This is a genomic window from Pseudomonas sp. NPDC089534 (assembly GCF_044749305.1).
Taxonomy (GTDB): Bacteria; Pseudomonadota; Gammaproteobacteria; order Pseudomonadales; family Pseudomonadaceae; genus Aquipseudomonas; species Aquipseudomonas ekonensis.
The window spans coordinates 1-22370 of sequence record NZ_JBIVHR010000052.1; the positions used below are offsets into that span (position 1 = coordinate 1).

The window sequence follows — 22370 nt, forward strand, 5'->3', positions numbered from 1 at the left end:
GCAGGCTGGCTCCCACAGGTGTCCCGGGTGTTCGCAAGATTTATGTACACCACCAGAACCTGTGGGAGCTGGCTTGCCAGCGATGAGGCCGGCACAGCCGACATCTCTGTTGCCTGACCCACCGCCACCCCCAGAGGCCATCACTGCGTCTGAGGGCTCAGGCACGCCAGCAGGCAAGTGGGATCGAGCACCTCGTCATTGACGTAGATGCCGCGCTCGGCATCGTAGGTGCGCACGAACACCCGCACCGTGGCGTCGGCCACCGTCGGCAACTGCGAGTCGTGGAACACGTGGCGGTCCGGGATGACGATGAAGTCCTGCGGTGACGTGTCATCGAAGGTCCGCGGCGGCGCAGCCGACAGCGACGGCGGCGCGGGGTGGGCGAAGGGCTGGTCCGCCCCGTAGTAATTGAAGTTGCTGTCCAGCGCCTGGGCCTGAGCGGCGGCGAGCAGAAAGCCCGGCAACAGCGACCAAGTGAGCGTTCGCATGGCGGCACCTGTGGAAACGGTTTTCCCCAAGGCTGTTAACTATAGTCGCGCCGCCGGTTACATGTTCCCAACAACTGCCGCCGTCAGGCTGATCTAGACTCGGGCCGCTCAATCACGAGCACCACCCGGAGAGCGCCATGGAAGTGCCGAACCCTCAAGACGCCGTCGACAGCAACCGCCAGGCCTGGAACGATTCCGCCCGCCACCACCGCGACACGCCCGAATGGCAAGCCCTGCTGGCCGGCGTCGCCCAAGCGGATTTCTCCTGCCTGGACGACACCCTGCGCGGCCTGCTGGAGCAGGTCGGGGTCGAGGGCAAGGACGTGGTGCAACTGGGCTGCAACAATGGCCGGGAGAGCCTGTCGCTGTTCGCGCTGGGCGCGCGGCGGGTCACGGGGATCGACCAGTCGGCGGCGTTTCTCGAACAGGCCCGGGCGCTGAACGCGCGTTCACCGCACGACGCGCAATTCATCCAAGCCGACATCCACCGTCTGCCGGCCGAGCTGGACGGCCGGTTCGACCTGGCGCTGATCACCATCGGCGTCCTCAACTGGATGCCCGACATCGGCGCGTTCTTGCGTCATGTCGCCCGGGTACTCAAGCCCGGCGCACGCCTGGTGATCTACGAAACCCACCCGTTCCTGGAAATGCTCGACCCCGAGGGCGAGGATCCGTACCGCCTCGCCACGTCGTACTTCCGTGAAGAGCCGTTCGTGCAGGAAGAACCCATCGTCTACGCCGGCAAGGTCGAACAGAAGGCCGCGCCGTCCTACTGGTTCGTGCACACCCTGGGCGCGATCTTCAGCGGCGCCATCGGCGCGGGGCTGAACATCGCGCACTTCAAGGAATACCCGCACTCCAACCGCGAAGAACTGTACGACCGCTACGAAGGGCAGACGGCGCAGATGCCGATGTGCTTCACCCTGGTGGCGGAAAAGCGCTGAGTGACAACCTCCCGAGCCTGACTCAAGCCCGCGCCGCCGCCGTCACCACCGGCCGGCCCGGCTTGCGCAGGGGCTCCAGCCTCGACCCTTGGTAGCGGGTCTCGCGGAACAGGCGCCAGCGGCCGAACAGGCCGTAGACGTGGGTGACGCGGCCCTGTTCGTGGTAGCCCATGCGGATGTGCAGCTTGAGCGCCGGGATGTTGTGGGTCTCGCAGACGTCCACCACGGTGTGGCAGCCCTGGGCGGCCATGGCTTCCCAGAGCGCGACCTGGACGTCCACCGACAGGCTGCTGCCGAAGTACGCCCGGGTCATTTCGCCGCCGAACTCGAAGAACTCGCCGGGTTTGACCGGAAATTCGCAGCCGTAGTAGTGGCGGTCGTGGTAGTCGCGCACGCTGCCCCAGATGAACGCCACCGCGTGGCCGTCGGCGTCGAGGTACATGTGCCCGGTGTGGCCCTCGGCGGCCAGTTCGGCCATGGTCTGCACGCGGTCGCCGAAATGCTTGGCGAACGCCGTGGCGTTCTCTGGCGTGATGTCCACCCGGCGCAGGCCTTCGTAGGGGCGCAGCGTGTGCGGCGGCACCGGGCTGACCAGGTCGCGCTCCATCCACAGCAGTTCCCAGTGGAAGAACACATAGCGTTTCCACAGGGTGGCGAAGGTGCGGCCCAGGCCTTTTTGCCGGATGCGTTCGCGCAGCTTTTCGATGACGCTCATGTTGCCCTCCGTGGCCTAGGCCCGGTGCGGTGGATGATGCTTTTTGTGGGTATAGATCACGCTTGCAAGGTCATTGCGAAGTGCCATCTTCGAATGTATTGCAAGGTATGTAAGTCACTCGGGCACGGCGGTGCCGCGCAGCAGTTCCTTGTTCAGGTCCGCATAGGAAATCCGTGCGACACCCTTCAGCCGCCGCTCTAGCACGCTGCTGAGGGACTCGCCCGGTTGCAGGTAGGCATCGCCGAAATCGCCGGTCAGCTGCGTCGGGTGGGCGACGATCTCCAGCACGCCGTCGGTCGGCGCGGCGGCGTCGCGCAGGTCCACCGGGGTGCAGACGTAGTCCGCCGTGGCGCCGGCCAGGTTGTGCAGGCGGCGGTTGAGCAGGCCCTTGAACAGGCGCTTGGGCAGGTTGAGGTTCTGCCCCAGGTTGCGCGCCAGGCGCACCGGTACGCCTTGGCGGGCGGCGAAGCGGGCGACGATCTCGCCGATCGGCCAGATGTTGTGCACGTGCTGGTGGGAGTCCAGATGGCTGGGGCGCAGGCCGTGATCGACGCAGCGCTGCCATTGCGCCTGCAATTCCTGCTGCACCGCCTCGCGGTCCTCGCGGCCGAGCCAGAGGCTGTGGCGCGGCAGGTTGAGGTCGAACACCCCGTGGCTGTCGCAGAACGTGCGGCGGGCCAGGATCGCCTGGCTCAGGGGCCGTCCGTAGGTCAGGTTGAAGTGCAGGCCGACCCGCCCGTCGAGCAACGGATGCCGGGCGAGGGCGCAGGCCGCCTCGAAGGCCGGCATGTTGGCCATGGCGGTGGCGGAGCTGATGACCCCGGCCTTGAAGGCGCCGAAGATCACCGTGTTTTCGTTCGGGCTGAGGCCGAAATCGTCAGCGTTGACTATGATTTGGCGTGGCATGTTCGCCCTCCGTGGTCGTTGGGTGGGTGTGCGGTGCAGGCTTGGCGTCAGGTGCCGCCCGCTGCGCCCGCCATCGCTGCAGCGCCGGCTTGAGGCGCTGCCAGAGCCGCAGCGCCAGACCCAGCAGCAGGCCGCTGGGGCGCCAGGAGTAGAAGCTCCAGCGCCAGTGTTCCAGTTGCCCGGTCATGCGTTCGTGCAGTTGGTGGCTGGAGTTTTCCAGGCTCACCCGCGAGGCATCGATCCAGTGCCAATGCTCGTCCAGCCCCCAGCGGATCCATTCCTCCAGCAGCACCCGGCCGCTGCCCAGGTTCGCATGCTGCGGCAGGAACGCGAGGTTGTAGTCGTAGAGCCGGCCCTGTTCGAGCAGGCCCAGGCGGTAGCTGAGGCAGCGCCCGTCCAGCTCCAGCGTCACCACCCGCACCCGGCCCTGGGCGGCGAGGGCGGTGAAGGCGTCGTGCATCCAGCGGCGGCTGCGCTCGGTGGCGAAGATGCCGACACCTTCGTCGCCCTTCCAGCTCACCGCTTCGACTTCGCCGATGGCTTGCAGCAGCGGGCCCATGCTGTCGGCGTCCGGCACGATGCGCCGCACCACCGCGCCGCAGGCGGCGATCCGTTTGCGCGCCCGGCGCAGCTTGTAGCGCGGATCGCCCGAGACTTCCTGGCGGTCGGCGTCGCTGATCAGGTGCACCGGCACCCGGCAGCTCAGCCGCCGTTCGCCCGTGGAGCTGACGGCCATCCAGTGGGTGAGGGCGCTCGGTTCGCCCACCGGCTCCGTCAGCTCGTTGAGTTGCAGCAAGGCGTGGGGCATCCGCCGGCGGATCAGCGCCAGCGCCCGGCGCATGCCGGCGCCGTCCAGCTGCGAAAGCAGCGCGAGGCGGTCGGCCAGCGGATGGCCCAAGTGATGCACGACCCGGAAGGGCCAGCCGCCGAACCGTTCGCGCCCGGCCACCAGCGGCAGGCACAGGCGCAATTCGTCCGCGTCCCAACCCAGCAGAATGTGCAGGCGCTCGTCCTCGCCCAGCGCCTGTTCGGCCGCGCACAGCCAAGCCAGGCTGTTGAACGGCGTGTGGTCCGTCACCCGCAGGCGCAGCGCTTCGTATTGCGCGGCCGGGAAGTCGGGTGCGCACAGCGAGGTGCGCCATTCGAATTGCGCCATAGGGTCAGGTCGCCGGTGCGGTGACAGGTGGACGGGAAGGCTTGCGCAGCGCGTCCAGGCGCGAGCCGCTGTAGCGGGTTTCGCGGTAGAAGCGCCAGCGGCCGAACAGGCCGTAGACGTTCATGATCCGGCCCTGCTCGGTGTAGCCCATGCGCAGGTGCAGCTTGAGCGCGGGGATGTTGTGGAACTCGCAGACGTCCACCACCTTGTCGCAGCCCTGGGCGGCCATGGCTTTCCACAGCTCCAGCTGCAGGTCCACCGACAGCTCGGTGCCCCAGTAGGCGCGGGTCAGTTCGCCGCCGAACTCGAAGAACTCGCCGGGTTTGACCGGGAATTCGCAGCCGTAGTAATGCCGGTCGTAGTAGTTGTGCGCGCAGCCCCAGATGAACGCCACGGCATCGCCCTGGTCGTCCAGGTGCATGTGCCCGGTGTGGCCCTCGGCGGCCAGTTCCGCCATGGTGCCGACGCGGTCGCCGAAGTAGCGGGCGAAGGCGCCGGTGTTGGTCGGGGTGATCTTCACCACCCGCAGCGCCGGGTAGGGCTTGAGGTTGTGGGGCGGCACCGGGCTGACCAGGTCGCGCTCCATCCACAGCAGTTCCCAGTGGAAGAACACGTAGCGTTTCCACAGGGTCTTGAAGGTGGCCTTGAGGCCTTTCTGGTGGATCCGCTCGCTGAGTTTTTTCAGGGCATTCATGGTGTTCACTCCTGATGACGGTGCAGGGCGCGGCCGAAGGCCTGCGCGGCAGAACATCACAAGGGCGGTCATGAGGCGCTCCAGCGCAGGGCGAACAGGGTCTGTCCCGGCAGGTCGAAGCGCACGCGGCCGTCCTGGCAGCGAAAGGGTGCGTCGCGGCTGCGGTTGTCGGCGCCGAAGTAGCGCAGGGCGCCGTTGTTCAGCGGGCACTTGGCGCCGCCCAGATCCATCCGTTGCAGGCGCGTGCCTTTGTTCACGCCCAGCAGCGAGCGCTGGTCGTCGCCGGCCATCGCCAGCGCATCGACCTCGAAGGCGTCGTTGTCCAGCCACAGCACCTGGTGCAGCCAGTGCTGGCGGATGAACTGCTGGGCCAGGCCCACCGGCTTGAGTTCGAAGCGGTCGTCGCCCAGCACCCGGATCATGCCTTTGGGGTACTGCGGCTCGTCGGCGGCCTGGAACCAGTTGAGCATCGTCAGCAGGCCGTCCTGCGAAGCGTTGATCGCCACCGACGCCCACCACAGCGAAGCGTAGTGGGTGTCCTGATCGTAGGGGCTCAGGCTGGAGCCGCTGGACAGGTTGGTCTGGTCCAGCAGCAGCGCCTTGCGCGGCACGCCGTGGGCATCCAGCCCGACCAGTTGCGCGGCGCGCTGCACGCTGTCGCGGTAGGTGCGGGTGGCGAGCAGGTCGCGGACCATCCATTCGTGCCAGGCCAGGGCATCGATCTGGGCGGCGGATTCGTCCAGCAGCCGGCGCGCCCAGTCGAGGCCGCGCTTGTCCGCCGCACGGTCGGCGAACGGTCCGTTGACCAGCCTTGAGCTGGCCGGCATCGCGATGCGCACGCCGGCTGCGGCGTTGGCCGGGTCGCTGCGCACCTGGCGGGCCATGCTGGCGAAGATCGCCCGGTACTGCTCGTAGCTGGCGTAGTTGAGGTTCGGCTCGTCGGCAAAACCGATGTAGTGGATGCCCTTGCCGCCGAGCGCACGGGTGCCGGCGAGCCAGGCGTCGAGGCCGCCGTTGCTTTGCGTGTCGGCGCGCAGGTCGGCCTGGCGTTGGCTGCCGGCGAGCAGGGTGATGTCCTGGCGGATGCCGAAGCGTTCCTGATAGGCCTGGCGGAAGGCGTCTTCGAAATGCGGGTTCTTCGCCGTCACGTCGACGAAACTGTAGTAACTGGCCGCCGCCGGCTTCAGCGCATCGAGCACCGCATGACTGGCGGGCGGCGGCAGCACGTAGGGCAGGGCGATGCCCAGGTCCGGCGTGCGGCCCAGGACTTTGTCGTGCAGGGTCAGGCGGGTCTGGCCGTCGTTTTCGCGCAGCGGCTTGAGCTGCTCGGGCGCCTGTGCGAACAGGTTGGCCGTGCCGTCGAGCCAGAACGCCGCCTTGCCGCTGCCGTGCAGGCGCAGGCGCCAGACCTGTTCGTGCTCGCTGACCGGCAGGCTCACCTGATCGAACTGCCAATAGGCCGGGTAGGGCACCAGCTTCAGCGTCAGGGCCTGCCCGTCGCCGACCCGTTGCGCCTGCAGGGCGTCGACGCCGCCGTGGAACTTGCCCGCCAGCACCGCACGCTCGCCCGGCGCGACCTTGAAATACAGGGTGTCGCCGTCCCGGGTCTCGGCGCAGAAATGCACCTTGGCCGGGGCGAACAGGGCGACGGTGCGTTCGTCATGTTCGACACGGTAGTTGCGGAAGCTGTAGCCGGGGATCTCCAGTCGGTAACTGGCCGCGCCCGGCGCCAGGGGCCAGCTCTGGCTGCCGCGGGTTTCGCTGGCGGCGATCAGCCGCTCGCCTTGCAGCTTGCCCTGGCCGTCGAGCAGGTACAGGTGCTCTTCGTTGGCGTCGGCCTGCCACGCCGGCGCCCAGCGCACGGTCAGCGTGTCCGGGCGGTCCGCCTGCAGGTACAGGCTACCGTCGCGGATGTCGCCCCAGCGCATCGACGCCGCGAAGGCGTCCAGCGACAGGCCGAGGCCGAGCAGCAGGGCCAGGCTTCTCATGCGGTTTTCCTGTGCAGCATCAGCCACATCGGCGCGACGTCGCTGGGCAGGATGATCAGGGTTTTCCAGAACGGCACGCCGCTCAGCCGGCAATACAGCACCAGCATCGCCACCGTCACCGCCAGGTAAGCGATGGACGAGGCCGCCGCCGCGCCGACGATGCCGTAGGCGGGAATCAGCAGCAGGTTCAGCGCCAGGTTGAGCAGCGCGCCCAGACCCATCAGCAGCGACACCGTGCCGGGGCGGTTCTTGCCCAGCAGGTCCAGGCGCAGGATGCTCGCGTAGCACAGCCCCAGCAGGCCCGGCAGCAAGGCCAGCAGGGCCGGGTAGGCCGGCTGGTAGGCGGCGCCGAACAGGGTGACGATCAGCCATTGGCCGATCAGCGCCATCGTCAGGCAAGCGCCGAGCATCACCGTGGCGGTCAGGCGCAGGGCCAGCGGAGTGAGTCGGTCCATGCCTTCGTCCTGTTGCAGCAGGCGTTTCATCAGCGGCGTGGTGACCGCTTCCGGGACGATCAGCAGCAGTTCGGCGGCGGCGCTGGCCATGGCGTAATGGCCCAGCGCGGCGCTGCCGAGCAGGGCGCCGATGAACAGGTAGTCCGAGCGCAGGATCACCTGCTGGAACAACAGGTCCGGATGGCTGCGGGCGCTGTAGCGCAGCAGTTCGTTCTGGCTGGCGCGGTCCCATTGCAGGCGCACGGGCTGCGCGCGCCCAAGCCACACCCAGCCGGCCAGCACCACCAGGCCGATGCCGGTCAGCCAACTGATCAGCGCCGCCTCCAGCGCCGATTCCTTCCACATCCAGAACAGCGCCAGGAACAGCAGCAGCGGCGCCAGCGATTCCACCAGGCGCAAGGCGTTGAACGCCACCACGCCGCCGGAGGCGTTGTGCAGGGTCAGCAGGCCGCTCTTGAGCACCGTCAGCGGCACCGCCAGCAGCAACAGCCAGGCCAGCAGGCCCAGTTGCACCGTCACGTCCAGCCCGGCGCCGAACTCACGCACCAGCGCCACCACCAGCAAGGTCAGCAACCCCGCCAGCAGGCAACCGAACACCAGCACTTGGCTGAGCAAAAGGCCCATCGGCCGCTGTTTGGCCGCCTGATAGCCCACCGCCGAATTGAGCCCGCCACTGGTGGCCGCACTGATCAGGTCCGGCAGGGTGCTGAGCAGGGCGAACAGCCCGCGCTCGCTGGGCCCCAGGATCCGCGCCAGCAGCACGTTGCGCAAAAGGCGCAGGCCGATCATCGCCAGTTTGGTGCCCATGCTCAGGGCCAGGTGGCGCAGGTAGCTGCCTCGGCTCATGGCCGCGCCCCGCGGAAGATCCGCCATGACAGCAGCTCCGGATTGCGCGCGGTGCGCTGGCTGACGCCGAAGCGCGGCAGGTTCAGCGGATCCCCCGTGCCGCGGTAGATGCCGGTGCCGGTGCCGAGGGCGAACGGGAAGTCGTGGTTGGCGACCTGCTCGCGCACCCGCGCATCGTTGTCGCCGTTGGGGTAGCAGTACACCGGCAGCGGCCGGTTGCAGCCGTTGTGCAGGGCGGTGCGGCTGCGGCTGATCTCTTCGTTCAGGCGCACGTCGTCCAGGCCGGTGAGGATCGCGTGGCTGGCGCCGTGGGGGCCGAAGCGCACCAGCCCGGACGCCTCCATGGCGCGCACCTGGTGCCAGTCCAGCGCCTGGGGAAGCGACTCCTGCGGGCATTCGTCGGTCAGGCGTTCGAGGATGGCCGGGTCGAGGGTCTTGAGGTCTTGCAGGTAATGCAGCAACGACAGGCTGCGACGGTTCACGTCGATGTCGTCCATCAGCACCGGCAGGGGATGGCCGATCGCATGCAGGCATTCGATCAGGTGCATGCGCGGCTTCTCGCCGTGGCTGCCCCACAGGGTTTCGCCGACGCTTTCCCACCAGAAGCGCTGGCGGCTGCCGATGAAGTCGGTGGACAGGAACACGCTGGCCGGCACCTGATGCTTTTGCAGCAGCGCGAAGGCGTTGACCGCGTTGTCGCGCCAGCCGTCGTCGAAGGTCAGCGCCACCTGCGGGCGCTCGGTGCGCAGCGCGTTGGGCTGCAGGATCTCCATCAGCGGCACGCAATCGAAATGGCGCCGAAGCCACACCAAGAGATGCTCGAACGCCTTGGGCCCCACGCACAGTTCGTTGCGGTGCGGCAGGTCGGCGGCGCGGTCGTTGGACAGCACCCGGTGGAGCATCAGGATCACCCCGGCGCCGTGCAGTTGATGTCGCCCCACGGACGAATTGAGGTACAGCCAGCCACTGGTGCGTTTTATCAGTTGTTTGATCGCCATGGCTGTGCCCTCTCTCTTATCGGTTTTGTTCAGGGTTCCACTGGGCGTAGCGCTGGCCGCGCAGGAACTGCCACAGGCCGATGCTCATGCCTGCCAGGGTCACCAGCAGGAACGCCGCGAGGCGGAACGGTTTGGGGAGACGGTGTTGCGAATCCAGCAGGCCGGCGATGGCGGCGGCATAGCCGAGCAACTGCGCCAGCAGGCTCAGGCGATAGAAACCGTGGTCGTCCCACAGCCAGAAATTGCTCAGCAGCAGCGGCAGCAGCAGGACCGGCGCCAGACGGCGGATCAGCTTGTGGCTGATCAGGGCCAGCGCGTACAGGCCGTGCTTGAGCGGGTTGAGCAGCTCACGGCGCTGGGCCAGGCTTTGCAGGCCGCCGACGGTGACGCGCTGGCGGCGGCGGAACTGTTTGTCCGCATCGTCCACGCCGTGGTCGATCACCTGAGCCTGGGGCACGTAGACGATGCGCTTGAACTTCGCCGGCGCGCAGGTGCTGAGGAAGAAGTCGTCGTTGACCTCCGCCGGCACGTTCTCAAACAGTTCGCGGCGCAGGGCCAGCAGGGCGCCATCGGCCGAGACCATGCAGCCGGTGCGGTTCTCGACCCGGCGCAGCCAGCCTTCGTAATGCCGGTAGAGGCTGTCGCCGACGCTCAGGCCGCCGCCGGTGACCGGGATCACCATGTGCCCCGCGCAGGCGCCGACCTCGGGGTCGCTCAACGGCGCGAGCAGGTGGCCGAGGGTGTCGAGCGACCATTGGTTGTCGGCGTCGGTGAACACCAGGATGTCGCCGCTGCTCTGCGCCACGCCGGCGTTGAGGGTGGCGGCCTTGCCCTGGCGCGGCAGGTCGAGCACGGTGATGCGCGGGTCGTCGACCGTGCGGGCGCGGGCCACGGTGTCGTCGGTGGAGCCGTCGCTGGCCAGGATGATCTGCAGCGTGGCCGGCCGGTAATCCTGGGCCAGCAGGGTGCGCAGCTTGTGCTCGATGTGCCGCGCCTCGTTGTGGGCGGCGATCACCACGCTGACGTTCAGCGGCGGCGCCGGGGTGTGGCGCCAGGCCGGGAACAGCGGCGCGAGCAGGGTCAGCAGCAGCGGATAGCCGAGGTAGGCGTACACCGGTAGCAGCAGGCAGGTCCAGAAAATGAATTCAGCCACGGGCAGGCCTCCTGGCGGTCCAATGACACAGACTGAGAATGAACGCGGCCCCGGCCAGGTGCAGGCGCACCCAGTGCAGCCCCCACAGTTGCAGGGTCAGGCCGAGGTCGTGGTGCCGGTTGCTCTGGCGCACGCTGAGCACCAGCGCCGGCAGGGTGGTCAGCAGCACCATGAGCGCCGCGTGGTGGGGAAAACCGTTGAGCAGGGCGGACACCGCCAAAAGGTCCAGCACCCATGCGGCCAGCGACAGCAGCGGGAAGCGCAGCAGCCGCAGGTTGACGCCGTGGGTGCGCAGCAATTGCAGGTGGCTGCCCTGGCGCCACATTTCCTTGCCCATCCACTCGCGCCAGTTCATTTCATAGCCCCAGTGCAGGGCCACGCTTTCGTTGACCGACAGCAGCCGCGCCCCCTGTTCGTTCAGGCGCAGGGTGAATTCCTTGTCTTCGCCGGTGCGCAGGTTTTCGTCGAAGCCGCCGACCTTGTCGAACCAGCGCCGGCGCATCAGCAGGTTGGCGCTGGGCAGCCAGTCCACGGCGTGGGCGATGTGGGTCTGCGGGCGCAGGGCGCGGCGCTGCCAGGCCACGGCGTACCACGGCGCGGCGGCGGGGGTGTGCAGGTCCAGCCCGAACACGTCGGCGGTGCCCACGGCTTCGGTGGCGAACAGCGGGCCGAGCCAGTCTTCGGGCATTTCGATGTCGGCGTCGATGAACGCCAGCCATTCGCCGGTGGCGATGGCGGTGCCGCGGTTGCGCAGGGCGCCGATCATCAGCCCCGGCATGACCAGCACCTGGGCGCCGAACTGCCGGGCGATCTGCGGGCCGTCGTCGGTGGAGCCGTTGTCGACCACGATCAGCTCGCACTCGACGCTGGCCGCGTGCGCCGCCTTCTGCGCCGCCAGCAGCGTGCGGCCGATGTGCCGCGCCTCGTTGAACATCGGGATGACGATGCTGATCCGGGTCATGGGCGGGCCTCCCTCGGCGGCGCCTGTTCGGCCTTCAGGCGCAGGACGCTGGTCAGCGCCAGCATGATCCACACGTACTTCTGGTTCGGTGCGCTGAGGAACATCAGGAACAGGGTCAGCGACAGGAAACTCATCCCCAGGTGGGTCATCAGGTCGGCCTGCTCCCAGTCGCGCCGCAGCATCCACGCCCGCCGCGCGCGGATCAGGTTGTACAGGCCCAGGGCGAGCATGCCGACGAACAGCAGGCCCGCCGGGATCCCCAGTTCGCTGAAGATTTCCAGGTAGGTGTTGTGCGCCCGGCGGTACAGGTCGCCGATCTTGCGGTTGGCGGAGAACGCCTTGGCGTAGCCGGTGGTGGCGTAGTGCAGCGGGAAGGTGCCGGGGCCGGAGCCGAGCAAGGGGTTCTCGCGGATCATCTGGCCGCCGACCACGATGTACGAGGCGCGCCGGCCCAGGGATTCGTCGTCGTGGCCGCGGGCCCCGGCGCTGAGCACGCTCAGGGACTGGATGCGGGCGATGTAGCCGGCGGGCATCGCATAGATCGCCAGCGGTATCACGATGGCCGCGCCGAGCATGGCGAAACCCAGGTGACGCGGCCGGATGCGCGACAGCTGCGCACGGTAGTGCCAGCAGCCGATCACCAGGCTCAGGGCCAGCACCACCAGCCCGGAACGGGATTCGGTCTTGGTCATGCCGCCCAGCAGCAGCAGGCAGCAACCGCCCCAGAACAGCCGGTGCAGCAGGTTCGGGCTGCGGATCACCAGCAACAGGCCCAGGGGCACGGCGAAGGCGATCAGCAGGGCGAAGGCGTTGGGGTCTTCGAGCAGGCCGGCGGCGCGGCCCTGGTCCTGGAATTTCGTGGAGAACATCGCCAGGGCGCAGGTGGTGCTGACGCTCAGGGTGACCAGCCGGGCGAACAGGTCCAGGTTCAGCTCGCGGCCGATCAGCAGGGTGATGACGAACAGGATCAGGCCGACGCTCAGCTCGCGCAGGTGCCCCAGGGACATGCCCATGTCGTCGGTGGCGAGCAGGCTTAGCAGGTACAGGGCCATGAAGCCGATCAGGAACCGCCAGACGTTGCTGCGCAGGCGCTCGGACGGCAGTTGGTGCAGCGCCAGTTGCAGCATCAGGATCACGGCCAGCGAAGCGCCGAGCAGTTTGGTGCCCGACAGCGAACTGTCCTTGAAGAAGCCCTCGAACGGCACCAGCGCGGCGATGCCGAGCAGGCCCCAGGCCGGCTTGCGGTACAGCACCGCCACCCCCACCAGGCCGAGCACCGCGCCCGGCGCCAGAAACGGATACGGGCTGGCCAGCAGGGCAATGCAGACCAGGCCGAGCAGACTGACGATCGAGAGCGGGACAATCATGCGCGTGCCTCCCGTGCCGTGCGGATGTACAGCTGCGACCAGCGTTCGGCCAGGGCCTTGAGGTCGTAGCGGTCCTGTTGCGTGCGCCGTGCGTTGTCGCGCAGGTGCCGGGCCAGCACCGGGTCGGTCAGCAGGCTGTCGAGCTGGCGGGCGAGGGCGGCGGTGTCGGTGGGCGCCGCCATCAGGCCGTTGAGCCGGTGCTCCAGCACATCGGGAATCCCGCCGACGCCGAACGCCACCACCGGCACGCCGGTCTGCATCGCCTCCAGCAGGATCATCGGCGTGCCTTCGGTGCGCGAGCTGATCACCAGCGCGTCGAGCAACCGCCACCAGCGGCGCATGTCGGTCTGATAGCCCGGCAGGCGGATGCGCTGGTGCAGGCCGGCGGCATCGATCCGCGCTTGCAGCGCCTCACGTTCCGGGCCTTCGCCGAGCATCACCGCGTCGAGCTGCGGGTGGTGCAGGCACAGCGGGATCAGCGCGTCGAGAAACAGGTCCGGGCCTTTCTCGCTGCTCAGCCGTCCGACGTAGCCGGCGAGCTGGCGCTGACGGCCGGCCCGTGCCTTGCGGGCGGCCTCCGCCGCCGGCAGACCGTTGGGGATCACCTGCAGCTTCTCGGCGCGCACGCTGGCCTGACGGTGCAGGGCGGCGATGCTTTCGGCCACGCACACCACCCGGTTCACCGAGGCGGTGCGGCACAGCTGCAGGCTCAGCCAGGTGTAGAACTTCTGCTTGCGGCTGCGCGGAGTGAAGCCGTGCTGGGTGATCACCAGCGGCAGGCGCAGCAGGGTCGCGCCGAGCCAGCCGAACAGCAGCCCCTTGAAGTTGTGGGTGTTGATCAGCGGGTGTTCGCCGCGCCGCTGACGCAGGTGCCGCAGCAGGGCGGTGAAGCCCGTGCAGCCCTGCGCATCGACCCCGGCCTGGCGAAAGCGCGTGATCAGTTCCGGCGGCGCGTCGAGGAACATCACCTGATGCCGTCCCGGCGTGGCCACGCAGTGGTCGAGCAGCATCCGCTCGGCGCCGTAGAACCCGCCGCTGCTGAGCAAGTGAATGATCGGCAGGGCGGTGTTGGCTGAAGACGGGCCGTTCAATTGCGCACCCAATGCAGGAAGCTCGGCACGGTCCAGTTCTTGTGCGGGTTGCCCGGCAGCGCGTTCTGGTCGTTGATCACCAGCAGCACCGGCACGCCCAGTTCGTGGCTGATCTGCGCCGGGTGCTTGAAGCGGTGGTCGAAGAACTCACGCACATAGACCAGGGCGATCGCCAGCAGCAGGCCGGTGAACAGGCCGAACGGAATGATCAGCAGCGGCTTGGGGAAGGCCGGCTCGGTCGGCTCGAACGGCGGGCTGAGCACCCGGGCGTTGGACAGGTCGTCGTTGAGCGAGCGGGTGGTGCTGCTTTCGGCGAAGCGCTGGGCGTAGGTCGAGAACGCGGCGTGCAGCGCGTCGATCTCGGTGTCCATCTGGCGCAGCTTGCTCTGGGTCTGCTGCAACTGGCGGATGCGTTCCTTGAACTGGGCGATGCGCTCGGTCTTCTGATTGATCACCTGAGTGACCACCGCCAGGTCGTTGGTGCGCTCCTGGATGCGGTTGCTCACGATCTTGAGGAACTGCGCACGGGTGCGGGCGATCTGCTCGCGGGTCAGCAGCATCGGTTCGCTGCCGGGACGGAACACCGCCAGGTCGTTCATGTAGCGGCTGACCTGGGTGGTCAGTTGCTCGCCCAGCTGTTTGATCTCGCGGTCCTCGAACGCCACGTTGTCCACGGTGGTGGTGAAGGTGTAGGGGAACGAGTAGTCATCCAGCTTGTTGCTGCTGGCGGCGGCCAGGGCGGTCTTGAGGTATTCGAGCCAGCGCTGGCTTTGCAGCAGGCGGTCCTGGTACAGGTTCAGCGCTTGCTCTTCGGTGTTGATCGCGTTGAGGCGGAAGGTGATTTCCTCCTTCGGGTCCGACGAGCCGACGCTTTCCAGCAACGCCTGACGGGTGCCTTCGAGGCCGTCCAGGCGCACCTGGTACAGGTGCTTCTTGGACTCGTAGAACGATTGCGGCAGGTCGATCGACTGCAAGGCCTGACGGCTGACCAGATAGTTCTGCAGCAGGGCGGCGACGAAGGCCGTGCCTTGGTGCGGATCCGGGAAGCTGTAGATGACCGAGATCACGTTGGAGCCGGGCAGGGTCTCGATCTTCAGGCTGTCGATGGCTTGCTGGGTGAGCGCGTCGAGCGCGGTGTCGCGCACCGGATCGGTCTCAAGCCCGAGCAGGCCGCGCACGGGGTTGATCACATGTTCGCGCAGCGGCGAGCTGACGTAGCGCTTGAACGGCTCGCTCACCAGGCGGTTGAACATCCCCGGCGACGGGGTGTACTCGCCCTTGTCCCGCAGTTCGCCGATGGTCTGACGGATCAGCGCCGGCGAGCGCAGGATGTTGCTCTCGGTCTCCATGTCCGCCAGCGAAGGCGGAATGAACGTGGCGTTGTCCACGGTCAGCGACGTGGAGGCGTCGCCCTGGGAGAGCTTCTTCGACTGCACGATCACCTGGGCTGTGATGTCGAAGCTCTGTTTGAGCACCAGGGGCAGCGCCAGGGCGATCACCGCGAAGATCAGGAAGACACGCTTCACCAGCCGCTTGTTGGCGAAGAAGATCCTGAAGAACTCATGCAGGTAGTTTTCCTTTGGATTCATGGCCGGTCACCCGAGAGTCAGTTGTTGTTGCTGCCTTTGTTGTCGACGCGGTAGCCGAAGCTGAACCCCACGCCCTGGAACAGCACCACGTCGGCCAGTTGCCGGGCGAGTTCGCCGGCGCTGGCCAGTTTGGTCTTCGGCACGTACAGCATGTCGTCCGGCTGCAGGTAGGCGATCTGCGACGCGTCACCGGCCAGGGCCTTCTCGACGTCGTAGCGCACGGCCTGCACCTGGTTGCCGTTGCGGCGCATGATCATCACCGAGTCCAGGCGCGCCTTGACGTTGGTGCCGCGGGCCAGGGTCAGCGCCTCAAGCACCGAGACCGGCCGGCGGATCGGGTAGGAACCCGGCTGGCCGACTTCGCCCAGCACATAGATTTCGTTGCCGGCGGTGGACTTGAGCAGCACGTCCACGGTCATCCTGCCCGGCAGTTGCGCGTACTTCTGGTTGAGGAAGGTCTCCAGCTGGTTGACGGTCATGCCTTGCAGCGGCACGGCGCCGATTTCCGGGAAGCTGGCGTAGCCGTCGGTGCCCACGGTGATCTCGCGGCTCATGCCGGTGGCCGGGTGGTTGAGGGCGCTCTTGAGGTTCTGCTCGTTGGTCAGCGGGCTGATGATCTGCACCGTCAGCTGGTTGCGGTTGGGCTGGAACAGCGCCTTGCGGTTGTAGGCGCGCTGGATCTCCTGGCGGGCTTCGTCGCTGGTCATCCCGGCGATCTTCACCTGGGTGTTGGCGCCCGGCAGTTCGATGGTGCCGTCGGGCAGCACCAGTTGGTTGCCGTTGAGCTGGCTGGCGGCGGTGAAGTTCAGGCCGATCTGGTCGCCGGACTGGATGCGGTAGGCGTCCGAGCCGCTGGTGCTGATGTGGAAGATCACGTCCAGCACATCTTGCGGGCGCAGGGTCTGCTCGACCTTGGGCATGTCGGTGGCCTGAGCGTTGGCCGGCGGCGCGGTGAGGATGTTCACCGGCATGGTCAGGGTGTCGGAGGTGCTGGAGCAGCCGGCGAGCGGGAGCAACAGCAGCACAAGCATTTTCGCGTTCATGGCGTCATCCCTCGCAGTGGCTCACAGGTTTTTGTACAGCCATTTGGGCATGTAGTACTTGCGGCGGTTGAACACGCTGCCGACCACTTTCGCCCCGGCCTGGATCAGCCGCTGCACGGCGGCCTGGGCCACTTCCCAGCGGGTGTCCTCGGCCCGCACCACAAACACCACGCCGTCGGCCTGGGTGCCGAGCACCAGGGTGTCGGCGGCCGAGTACACCGCGTCGCCGTCGATCACCACGAAGCGGTACTGGCTGCCCAGCTGATCGAGCAGCGGGCCGAGGCGCTCGGGGGTCAGGCGCTCCATGGTGCGGATCGGCCGGCCGTTGGGCAGGACGTGGAACGGCAGGCTCGACACCTGCACCACGCAGTCCTGCAGCAGCGGCGGGTTCTCCTCGTTGAACAGCAGTTCGCGCAGGCCGCGCTCCTTGCCCAGGTTCAGTTGCTGGGTGAGGTTGGTCGCCGACTGGCTGGCGTCCACCAGCAGCACCAGGCCGCTGCTCATCTGCGCCAGTTGGCTGGCCAGCGCCAGGGCGCTGGTGGTGGTGCCCGCACCGGGGTTGGCGGCGGTCAGGAACAGGATCCGCAGATCCAGGTCCAGTACGGTCGAGGTCAGGTTCGACTCGCTGGGGCTGGCAATGCTCAGGCTTTTGTTGGTTGAACCGTCCATTAGCTTGCTCCGTGGCCGCTGAATACTTTGAAGGGGGTTTTCACCAGGATCTTCAGGTCAAGCAAAAGGCTCTGCTCGGCGATGTAGCTCAGGTCCATCTCCACCCGTTGGTCGAAGTCGACGTTGCTGCGTCCGGAGATCTGCCACAGGCCGGTCATGCCGGGGTAGATGCTCAGGCGCGCCAGGTGGCTGTCCTTGTAGCGGTAGGCGTTGAAGGAGGTCGGACGGGGGCCGACCAGGCGCATGTCGCCGGTCACCACGTTGAACAGGTTGGGCAGCTCGTCGAGGCTGCTGCGGCGCAGGAAACCGCCGATGCCGGTGATGCGCGGATCCTTGTCGATCTTGAAGTCGATGGCGTCGGCGCCGTGCTTGTTCAGGTGACGCAGCGACTCTTTGAGTTCCTCGGCGTTGGCCACCATGGTGCGGAACTTGTACATGCCGAATTTGCGGCCGCGGTAGCCGGTGCGCTTCTGCACGAACATCACAGGCCCCGGGCTGGTGAGTTTGATGGCCAGGGCCAGGCCCAGCAGCAGCGGGGAAATCAGCAGCAGGATGACCAGGGCGCCGAGGCAGGCGACCACGCGGTTGGTGCGCGACAGCGTCCAGGGCCGTCCGCCCTCGCGGCCGGTGACCCAGCCGCGCCCCTGGCGGTGGATCGCGCTGTCCAGGCGCATTCGCTGTTCCGGATCCATGCGTTTGTCGCGGTAGAGCTGTTGGATCGGTACACCTTTCTCATGTCCAGTCATGGATTCCTCCGCGGATGATCAGCCGCGCGCGGCGCGTGGGCGATAGGCTGTGGGGTAGTACTCGCGGAACCAGGCGATGAAGCGCCCCAGTCCCTCATCCAGCTCTATCCGGGGCTGGAACCCGGTGGCCCGGGCCAGGTCGCTGGCCTCGGCGCAGGTGTTGAGCACGTCGCCCGGCTGCAGGGGCAACAGCTCGACCACGGCCTTCTGGCCGAGATGCTTTTCCAGCAGCGCCAGGTAGGTCTTGAGCTCCACCGGGTGCTGGCCGCCGATGTTGAACAGGCGCCAGGGCGCCATGCTGCTGGCAGGATCCGGCTGATCCCGGTCCCAGGCGCCGTTGGCGTGGGGGGCGCGGTCGATCAGGCGGGCGATGCTCTCGACGATGTCGTCGATGTAGGTGAAGTCGCGCTGGTGCCGGCCGTAGTTGAACAGCTTCAGCGGCAGGCCTTCGCTGATCGCCCGGGCGAACTGGATCGGCGACATGTCCGGCCGGCCCCAGGGCCCGTACACGGTGAAGAACCGCAGGCCGGTGCAGGCGATGCCGAACAGGTGGCTGTAGCTGTGGGCCATCAGTTCGTTGGCTTTCTTGGTGGCGGCGTACAGCGACAGCGGGTGGTTGACCCCGTCCTGCACCGAGTACGGCGTGTGCTGGTTGGCGCCGTACACCGAGCTGGACGAGGCGTAGATCAGGTGCTCGACCGGATGCCGCCGGCAGCTTTCCAGAATGTTCAGGAAGCCTTCCAGGTTGCTGTCCAGGTACGCCCGCGGGTTCTCCAGCGAGTAGCGCACCCCGGCCTGCGCGGCGAGGTGCACCACCACCTGCGGCCGTTCGCGGGCGAACAGCGCCTCGATGGCCGGGGCGTCGGCCAGGTCCGTGGTCACAAGCGGGAAATCCCCGGCCTCCTCATGTACCCAATGCACGCGGTCGTGCTTGAGCTGCGGGTCGTAGTAGCCGTTGAAGTTGTCCAGGCCGAGCACGTCATGCCCGTCGCGGATCAGACGCAGCACGCAGTGGGCCCCGATGAAACCGGCGGCGCCGGTGACCAGGATCTTCATGGCTGCAACCCTTCGGGGGCGATGTGGCGCAGGCCGATGCCGCTGTAGTGCAGGCCGGCCGCCGCCACATGTTCGGGGTTGTAGAGGTTGCGGCCGTCGACGATGACTTTCGCCCGCAGCTTCTCGGCCAGCAGCTCGAAATCCACCACGCGGAAGTTCTTCCACTCGGTGCAGATCACCAGGGCGTCGGCGTCTTCCAGGGTGTCGTCGCGGGTGGCGCACAGGTGCAGGTCGTCGCGGAACCCGTAAAGGCGCCGGCACTCGGCCATGGCCTCCGGATCGTAGGCCTGCACGCTGGCGCCTTCGGCCCACAGCGCGTCCATCAGATAGCGGCTGGGGGCTTCGCGCATGTCGTCGGTGTTGGGCTTGAACGCCAGGCCCCAGATGGCGATGGACTTGCCGGCCAGGCCTTCGGGGAACTGCGCCTTGAGCTTGCCGAACAGGATGTGCCGCTGGCGGTCGTTGACGTCGGTGACGCTGCGCAGCAGTTTGAGCGGCATGCCGTTGTGCTCGGCGGTGTGCAGCAGGGCGCGCAGGTCCTTGGGAAAGCACGAGCCGCCGAAGCCGCAGCCGGGGTAGATGAAGTGGTAGCCGATGCGCGGGTCGGAGCCGATGCCCTTGCGCACCGCTTCGATGTCGGCGCCGAGCAGTTCGGTGAGGTTGGCCAGCTCGTTCATGAAGCTGATGCGGGTGGCGAGCATCGCGTTGGCCGCGTACTTGGTCAGCTCGGCGCTGCGGTTGTCCATGAACATCAGTTTTTCGTGGTTGCGGCAGAACGGCGCGTACAGCTCGCTCATCTGCTCGCGGGCCTGGGCGTCGCGGGTGCCGATGATGATCCGATCCGGGCGCATGCAGTCGGCCAGGGCGCTGCCTTCCTTGAGGAACTCGGGGTTGGACACCATCCGCACCTTGAGGCTGCCCTTGCCGCGGCGCTGCAGTTCCTCGGCGGCGGTGGCGGCCACTTGGTCCGCCGTGCCGACCGGCACCGTGGACTTGATGATCAGCGTGCGGTCGGCCTCCATCACGCCGGCGATCTGCCGGGCCACGTTGAGCACATGGCTGAGGTCGGCGGAGCCGTCTTCGTCGGCCGGGGTGCCCACGGCGATGAAGATCAGTTCGGCATGTTCCACCGCATCGCTGGCCTGGGTGCTGAACAACAGGCGACCGCCCTTGATGTTCTCTTCCAGGGTCGCCGACAGGCCCGGTTCGCTGATCGGCGGAACGGCCTGTTGAAGTTGTTTAATCTTGTTCGGGTCAATATCGATGCACAAGACTCGATGTCCGACATCGGCCAATGCCGCGGCCTGAATCAGGCCGACATAACCCGTACCGAATACGCTCACGTCCATATTGGCGTGCCTCGCAAGACGCTGGGGAAGATCGAATTGGAACTGTCAAAAGGGGTATAGCGCAGCGTTGGAAAAGCATGTCAGCAAAATGACATGTTGCACGTGTATAACACCCCCATTTCTGGGGGCTAATGGCCATCAAGTACTTGCTGTGTCTGGATTTGTCCCGTCCTTGACATGTTTTTCACATTTAAAAGAAAGCGATAAACGGTCGTGGGCCACAAAATTCAAGGCCTGTAACGACTTGGGTGTGTCAGTTTTGAGTCAATGTTTTTTTGACGCTTTGCGTAAAAGTCCGGCAGTTCTTGCGCTTTGATGGCCCGCTGCTAGTGTCAGGAATTGACCGACAAACTATTGACCAGACCCCGTCGGATACCCCCGGAAATGCCATGTTCAGATACTTGAAAGAACTGCTTTTAATTATCTATCTGCTGCTTTATTCCGATTATTACCTGGAGCGGTTAAATGCTATCGGGGGCGGTTTTGCGGTAGTTCTTTTTGGCGTGATGTTTTTGGCGCTTACTTTCGCATTATTACTTACGGCGTATATACGTCAGACTTTCATTCGCCATTTATTCGCATTGGCGATGTTTGTCTCGGCGGTGTTCTTCGACGTGTACATGCGGGTGACCGCCGACTACCTGACCTACAGCGGTTTCGTGTCGCTGGTGTACTCCGGCGGCTTCATCCAGGAAGCGGCGTACCAGTACCGGGATGCGATCCTGCGCGGCCTGCTCAACGGCCTGCCGTTGTTGCTCGGCATCGGCCTCAAGCCACGGCGTCCGTTTCCGTTGCCGAATGCGCTGCGGGTGGCGGCGCCGCTGTGCGGGGTGATGCTGCTCAGCGCCGTGCTGTTCGTGCGCGCCGGGGAGGGCGCGCGGGGGCTGCCGGTGATGTACACGCCGTTGGCCTACCTCAACCTGTTCGCCTACGAGGCGCTGCACAATACGGTCGGGCCAAGGGAACCGGTGTCTTTGGCGCGCAATGCGGCGGCGGTCGGCCACGACATCGTGCTGATCATCGACGAGAGCATTTCCGGCAACTACCTGGACATCAACGCGCCGTTCGGTGTGCACAGCAACCTCAAGGAGGCGCACCCCGGCGTCGCGGTCTTCAACTACGGCTACGCCGCGTCCATCGCCAACTGCAGCGCCGACACCAACGTCACCCTGCGCTACGGCGGCACCCGCGCCGACTACCGGCGGATCAACAGCACCCTGCCGTCGATCTGGCGGTACGCCAAAGGTGCCGGGCTGCGCACGGTGTACATCGACGCCCAGCGCACCGGCGGCAACCTGCAGAACCTGATGGACAGCGCCGAGAAAAAGGACATCGACGAGTTCGTCCAGTTCGACCAGACCAGCGTGCGCGACCGCGACATGGCGGCGGCCGCCAAGCTGGTCGAGCTGCTCAACAACGGCACGCCGCAACTGGTGGTGATCAACAAGGTCGGCGCGCATTTCCCGGTGCACGACAAGTACCCCGATGCGTTCATGGCCTACCGTCCGGCGTTGCCGCGGGGCCAGTTCACCGAAATCGCCGACACCGGCAAACGCGACGGCTTCAACGGCCAACCGGACGACTGGGCGCTGTACCGCAACGCCTACAAGAACACGGTGCTGTGGAACGTCGGCGAGTTCTTCTCGCGGGTGTTCGCCCAGGCCGACCTGAACAACGCGGTGCTGATCTACACCTCCGACCACGGCCAGGATCTGCACGAGCGCGGCAACCCCGGCCTCAACACCCATTGCGGCGGCGACCCGGTGGAGGAAGAGGGGCTGGTGCCGCTGGTGGTGATCCAGGGCGAGCGCCTGCAGACGCTGGACTGGCCGGCGCAACTGGCGGCCAACAAGGACCGCTCCAGCCACTACAACATTTTCCCGACGCTGCTGCAGTTGATGGGTTATGACCTGGCGGGCATCGAGGCCCTGTACGGCAAGCCGCTGAGCGTGCCGACGGAGGATGACTTCACCTTCAATTACCGCTTCAACGCGCGGCTGGGGGCCAAACCCGAGTGGAAGCACATCGACCTGGGCAGCATCGTGACGCCGGGGGAGGCGGGCGCGAGCGTGGCGGCGGGGCAGTAGGTCGATCTTCAACGGTGGTGGTGGTGGTGGTGGTGGTGGTGGTGGTGGTGGTGGTGGTGGTGGTGGTGG

The 22370-nt window shown here is 66.8% G+C and carries 20 protein-coding genes; 2 read left to right on the forward strand and 18 right to left on the reverse strand.

Annotated features, from left to right (window positions below; genetic code table 11):
* Positions 1–140: 140 nt before the first annotated feature.
* The gene (locus ACIP0B_RS16890) at positions 141–488 is read right to left on the reverse strand and encodes a hypothetical protein (RefSeq protein WP_400833910.1); all 348 of its coding nucleotides are present in this window, start codon (positions 486–488) and stop codon (positions 141–143) included.
* Between the two features lie 137 nt (positions 489–625).
* Here ACIP0B_RS16890 and ACIP0B_RS16895 point away from each other — a divergent pair, with 137 nt between their 5' ends.
* Positions 626–1432, forward strand: coding sequence for a class I SAM-dependent methyltransferase (locus ACIP0B_RS16895; protein WP_400833912.1), 807 nt, complete (start codon positions 626–628; stop codon positions 1430–1432).
* A 22-nt stretch (positions 1433–1454) separates the two neighbouring features.
* On the opposite strand, the gene ACIP0B_RS16900 is transcribed toward ACIP0B_RS16895, so the two are convergent.
* From ACIP0B_RS16900 to ACIP0B_RS16980, 17 genes are all read right to left on the reverse strand, one after another.
* Positions 1455–2147 carry a GNAT family N-acetyltransferase gene (locus ACIP0B_RS16900; RefSeq protein WP_400833915.1) on the reverse strand — a complete coding sequence of 231 codons (693 nt, stop codon included), beginning with the start codon at positions 2145–2147 and terminating at the stop codon, positions 1455–1457.
* A gap of 114 nt (positions 2148–2261) precedes the next feature.
* Complete coding sequence (locus ACIP0B_RS16905; protein ID WP_400833918.1) at positions 2262–3053, reverse strand: ChbG/HpnK family deacetylase; 792 nt, start codon at positions 3051–3053, stop codon at positions 2262–2264.
* Positions 3025–4209: a GNAT family N-acetyltransferase gene (locus ACIP0B_RS16910; RefSeq protein ID WP_400833921.1), complete on the reverse strand. Its 1185-nt coding sequence runs from the start codon at positions 4207–4209 to the stop codon at positions 3025–3027. The genes ACIP0B_RS16905 and ACIP0B_RS16910 overlap by 29 nt, the downstream gene beginning before the upstream one ends.
* A 4-nt stretch (positions 4210–4213) precedes the next feature.
* A complete protein-coding gene (locus ACIP0B_RS16915) occupies positions 4214–4903 on the reverse strand; it encodes a GNAT family N-acetyltransferase (protein WP_400833924.1) in 690 nt (229 codons plus the stop codon).
* 68 nt (positions 4904–4971) lie between these two features.
* Positions 4972–6891 (reverse strand): hypothetical protein, encoded by a 1920-nt coding sequence (locus ACIP0B_RS16920; protein ID WP_400833927.1) that lies wholly within the window; start codon positions 6889–6891, stop codon positions 4972–4974.
* Complete coding sequence (locus ACIP0B_RS16925; RefSeq protein WP_400834006.1) at positions 6888–8192, reverse strand: lipopolysaccharide biosynthesis protein; 1305 nt, start codon at positions 8190–8192, stop codon at positions 6888–6890. Before ACIP0B_RS16925 ends, ACIP0B_RS16920 begins: the two co-directional genes overlap by 4 nt.
* Positions 8189–9190 (reverse strand): polysaccharide deacetylase family protein, encoded by a 1002-nt coding sequence (locus tag ACIP0B_RS16930; protein ID WP_400833930.1) that lies wholly within the window; start codon positions 9188–9190, stop codon positions 8189–8191. Before ACIP0B_RS16930 ends, ACIP0B_RS16925 begins: the two co-directional genes overlap by 4 nt.
* A 16-nt stretch (positions 9191–9206) precedes the next feature.
* Positions 9207–10343 carry a glycosyltransferase gene (locus tag ACIP0B_RS16935; protein WP_400833933.1) on the reverse strand — a complete coding sequence of 379 codons (1137 nt, stop codon included), beginning with the start codon at positions 10341–10343 and terminating at the stop codon, positions 9207–9209.
* Complete coding sequence (locus tag ACIP0B_RS16940) at positions 10336–11304, reverse strand: glycosyltransferase (RefSeq protein ID WP_400833936.1); 969 nt, start codon at positions 11302–11304, stop codon at positions 10336–10338. Before ACIP0B_RS16940 ends, ACIP0B_RS16935 begins: the two co-directional genes overlap by 8 nt.
* Positions 11301–12671, reverse strand: coding sequence for an O-antigen ligase family protein (locus ACIP0B_RS16945; RefSeq protein WP_400833939.1), 1371 nt, complete (start codon positions 12669–12671; stop codon positions 11301–11303). Before ACIP0B_RS16945 ends, ACIP0B_RS16940 begins: the two co-directional genes overlap by 4 nt.
* Positions 12668–13762, reverse strand: a complete 1095-nt coding sequence (locus ACIP0B_RS16950; RefSeq protein WP_400833942.1) for a glycosyltransferase family 4 protein — start codon at positions 13760–13762, stop codon at positions 12668–12670. Before ACIP0B_RS16950 ends, ACIP0B_RS16945 begins: the two co-directional genes overlap by 4 nt.
* Complete coding sequence (locus ACIP0B_RS16955) at positions 13759–15351, reverse strand: GumC family protein (protein WP_400833945.1); 1593 nt, start codon at positions 15349–15351, stop codon at positions 13759–13761. The genes ACIP0B_RS16950 and ACIP0B_RS16955 overlap by 4 nt, the downstream gene beginning before the upstream one ends.
* A 17-nt stretch (positions 15352–15368) precedes the next feature.
* Positions 15369–16394 carry a polysaccharide biosynthesis/export family protein gene (locus ACIP0B_RS16960; protein ID WP_400833948.1) on the reverse strand — a complete coding sequence of 342 codons (1026 nt, stop codon included), beginning with the start codon at positions 16392–16394 and terminating at the stop codon, positions 15369–15371.
* A 21-nt stretch (positions 16395–16415) separates the two neighbouring features.
* Positions 16416–17063, reverse strand: a complete 648-nt coding sequence (locus ACIP0B_RS16965) for a CpsD/CapB family tyrosine-protein kinase (RefSeq protein ID WP_400833951.1) — start codon at positions 17061–17063, stop codon at positions 16416–16418.
* Positions 17063–17809 carry a sugar transferase gene (locus ACIP0B_RS16970; protein ID WP_400833954.1) on the reverse strand — a complete coding sequence of 249 codons (747 nt, stop codon included), beginning with the start codon at positions 17807–17809 and terminating at the stop codon, positions 17063–17065. Before ACIP0B_RS16970 ends, ACIP0B_RS16965 begins: the two co-directional genes overlap by 1 nt.
* Positions 17810–17827: 18 nt before the next feature.
* Positions 17828–18865, reverse strand: coding sequence for an NAD-dependent epimerase (locus tag ACIP0B_RS16975; RefSeq protein ID WP_400833957.1), 1038 nt, complete (start codon positions 18863–18865; stop codon positions 17828–17830).
* Positions 18862–20214 carry a UDP-glucose dehydrogenase family protein gene (locus tag ACIP0B_RS16980; protein WP_400833959.1) on the reverse strand — a complete coding sequence of 451 codons (1353 nt, stop codon included), beginning with the start codon at positions 20212–20214 and terminating at the stop codon, positions 18862–18864. Before ACIP0B_RS16980 ends, ACIP0B_RS16975 begins: the two co-directional genes overlap by 4 nt.
* Positions 20215–20603: 389 nt before the next feature.
* Here ACIP0B_RS16980 and ACIP0B_RS16985 point away from each other — a divergent pair, with 389 nt between their 5' ends.
* Positions 20604–22301, forward strand: a complete 1698-nt coding sequence (locus ACIP0B_RS16985) for a sulfatase-like hydrolase/transferase (RefSeq protein ID WP_400833962.1) — start codon at positions 20604–20606, stop codon at positions 22299–22301.
* Positions 22302–22370 lie beyond the last annotated feature (69 nt).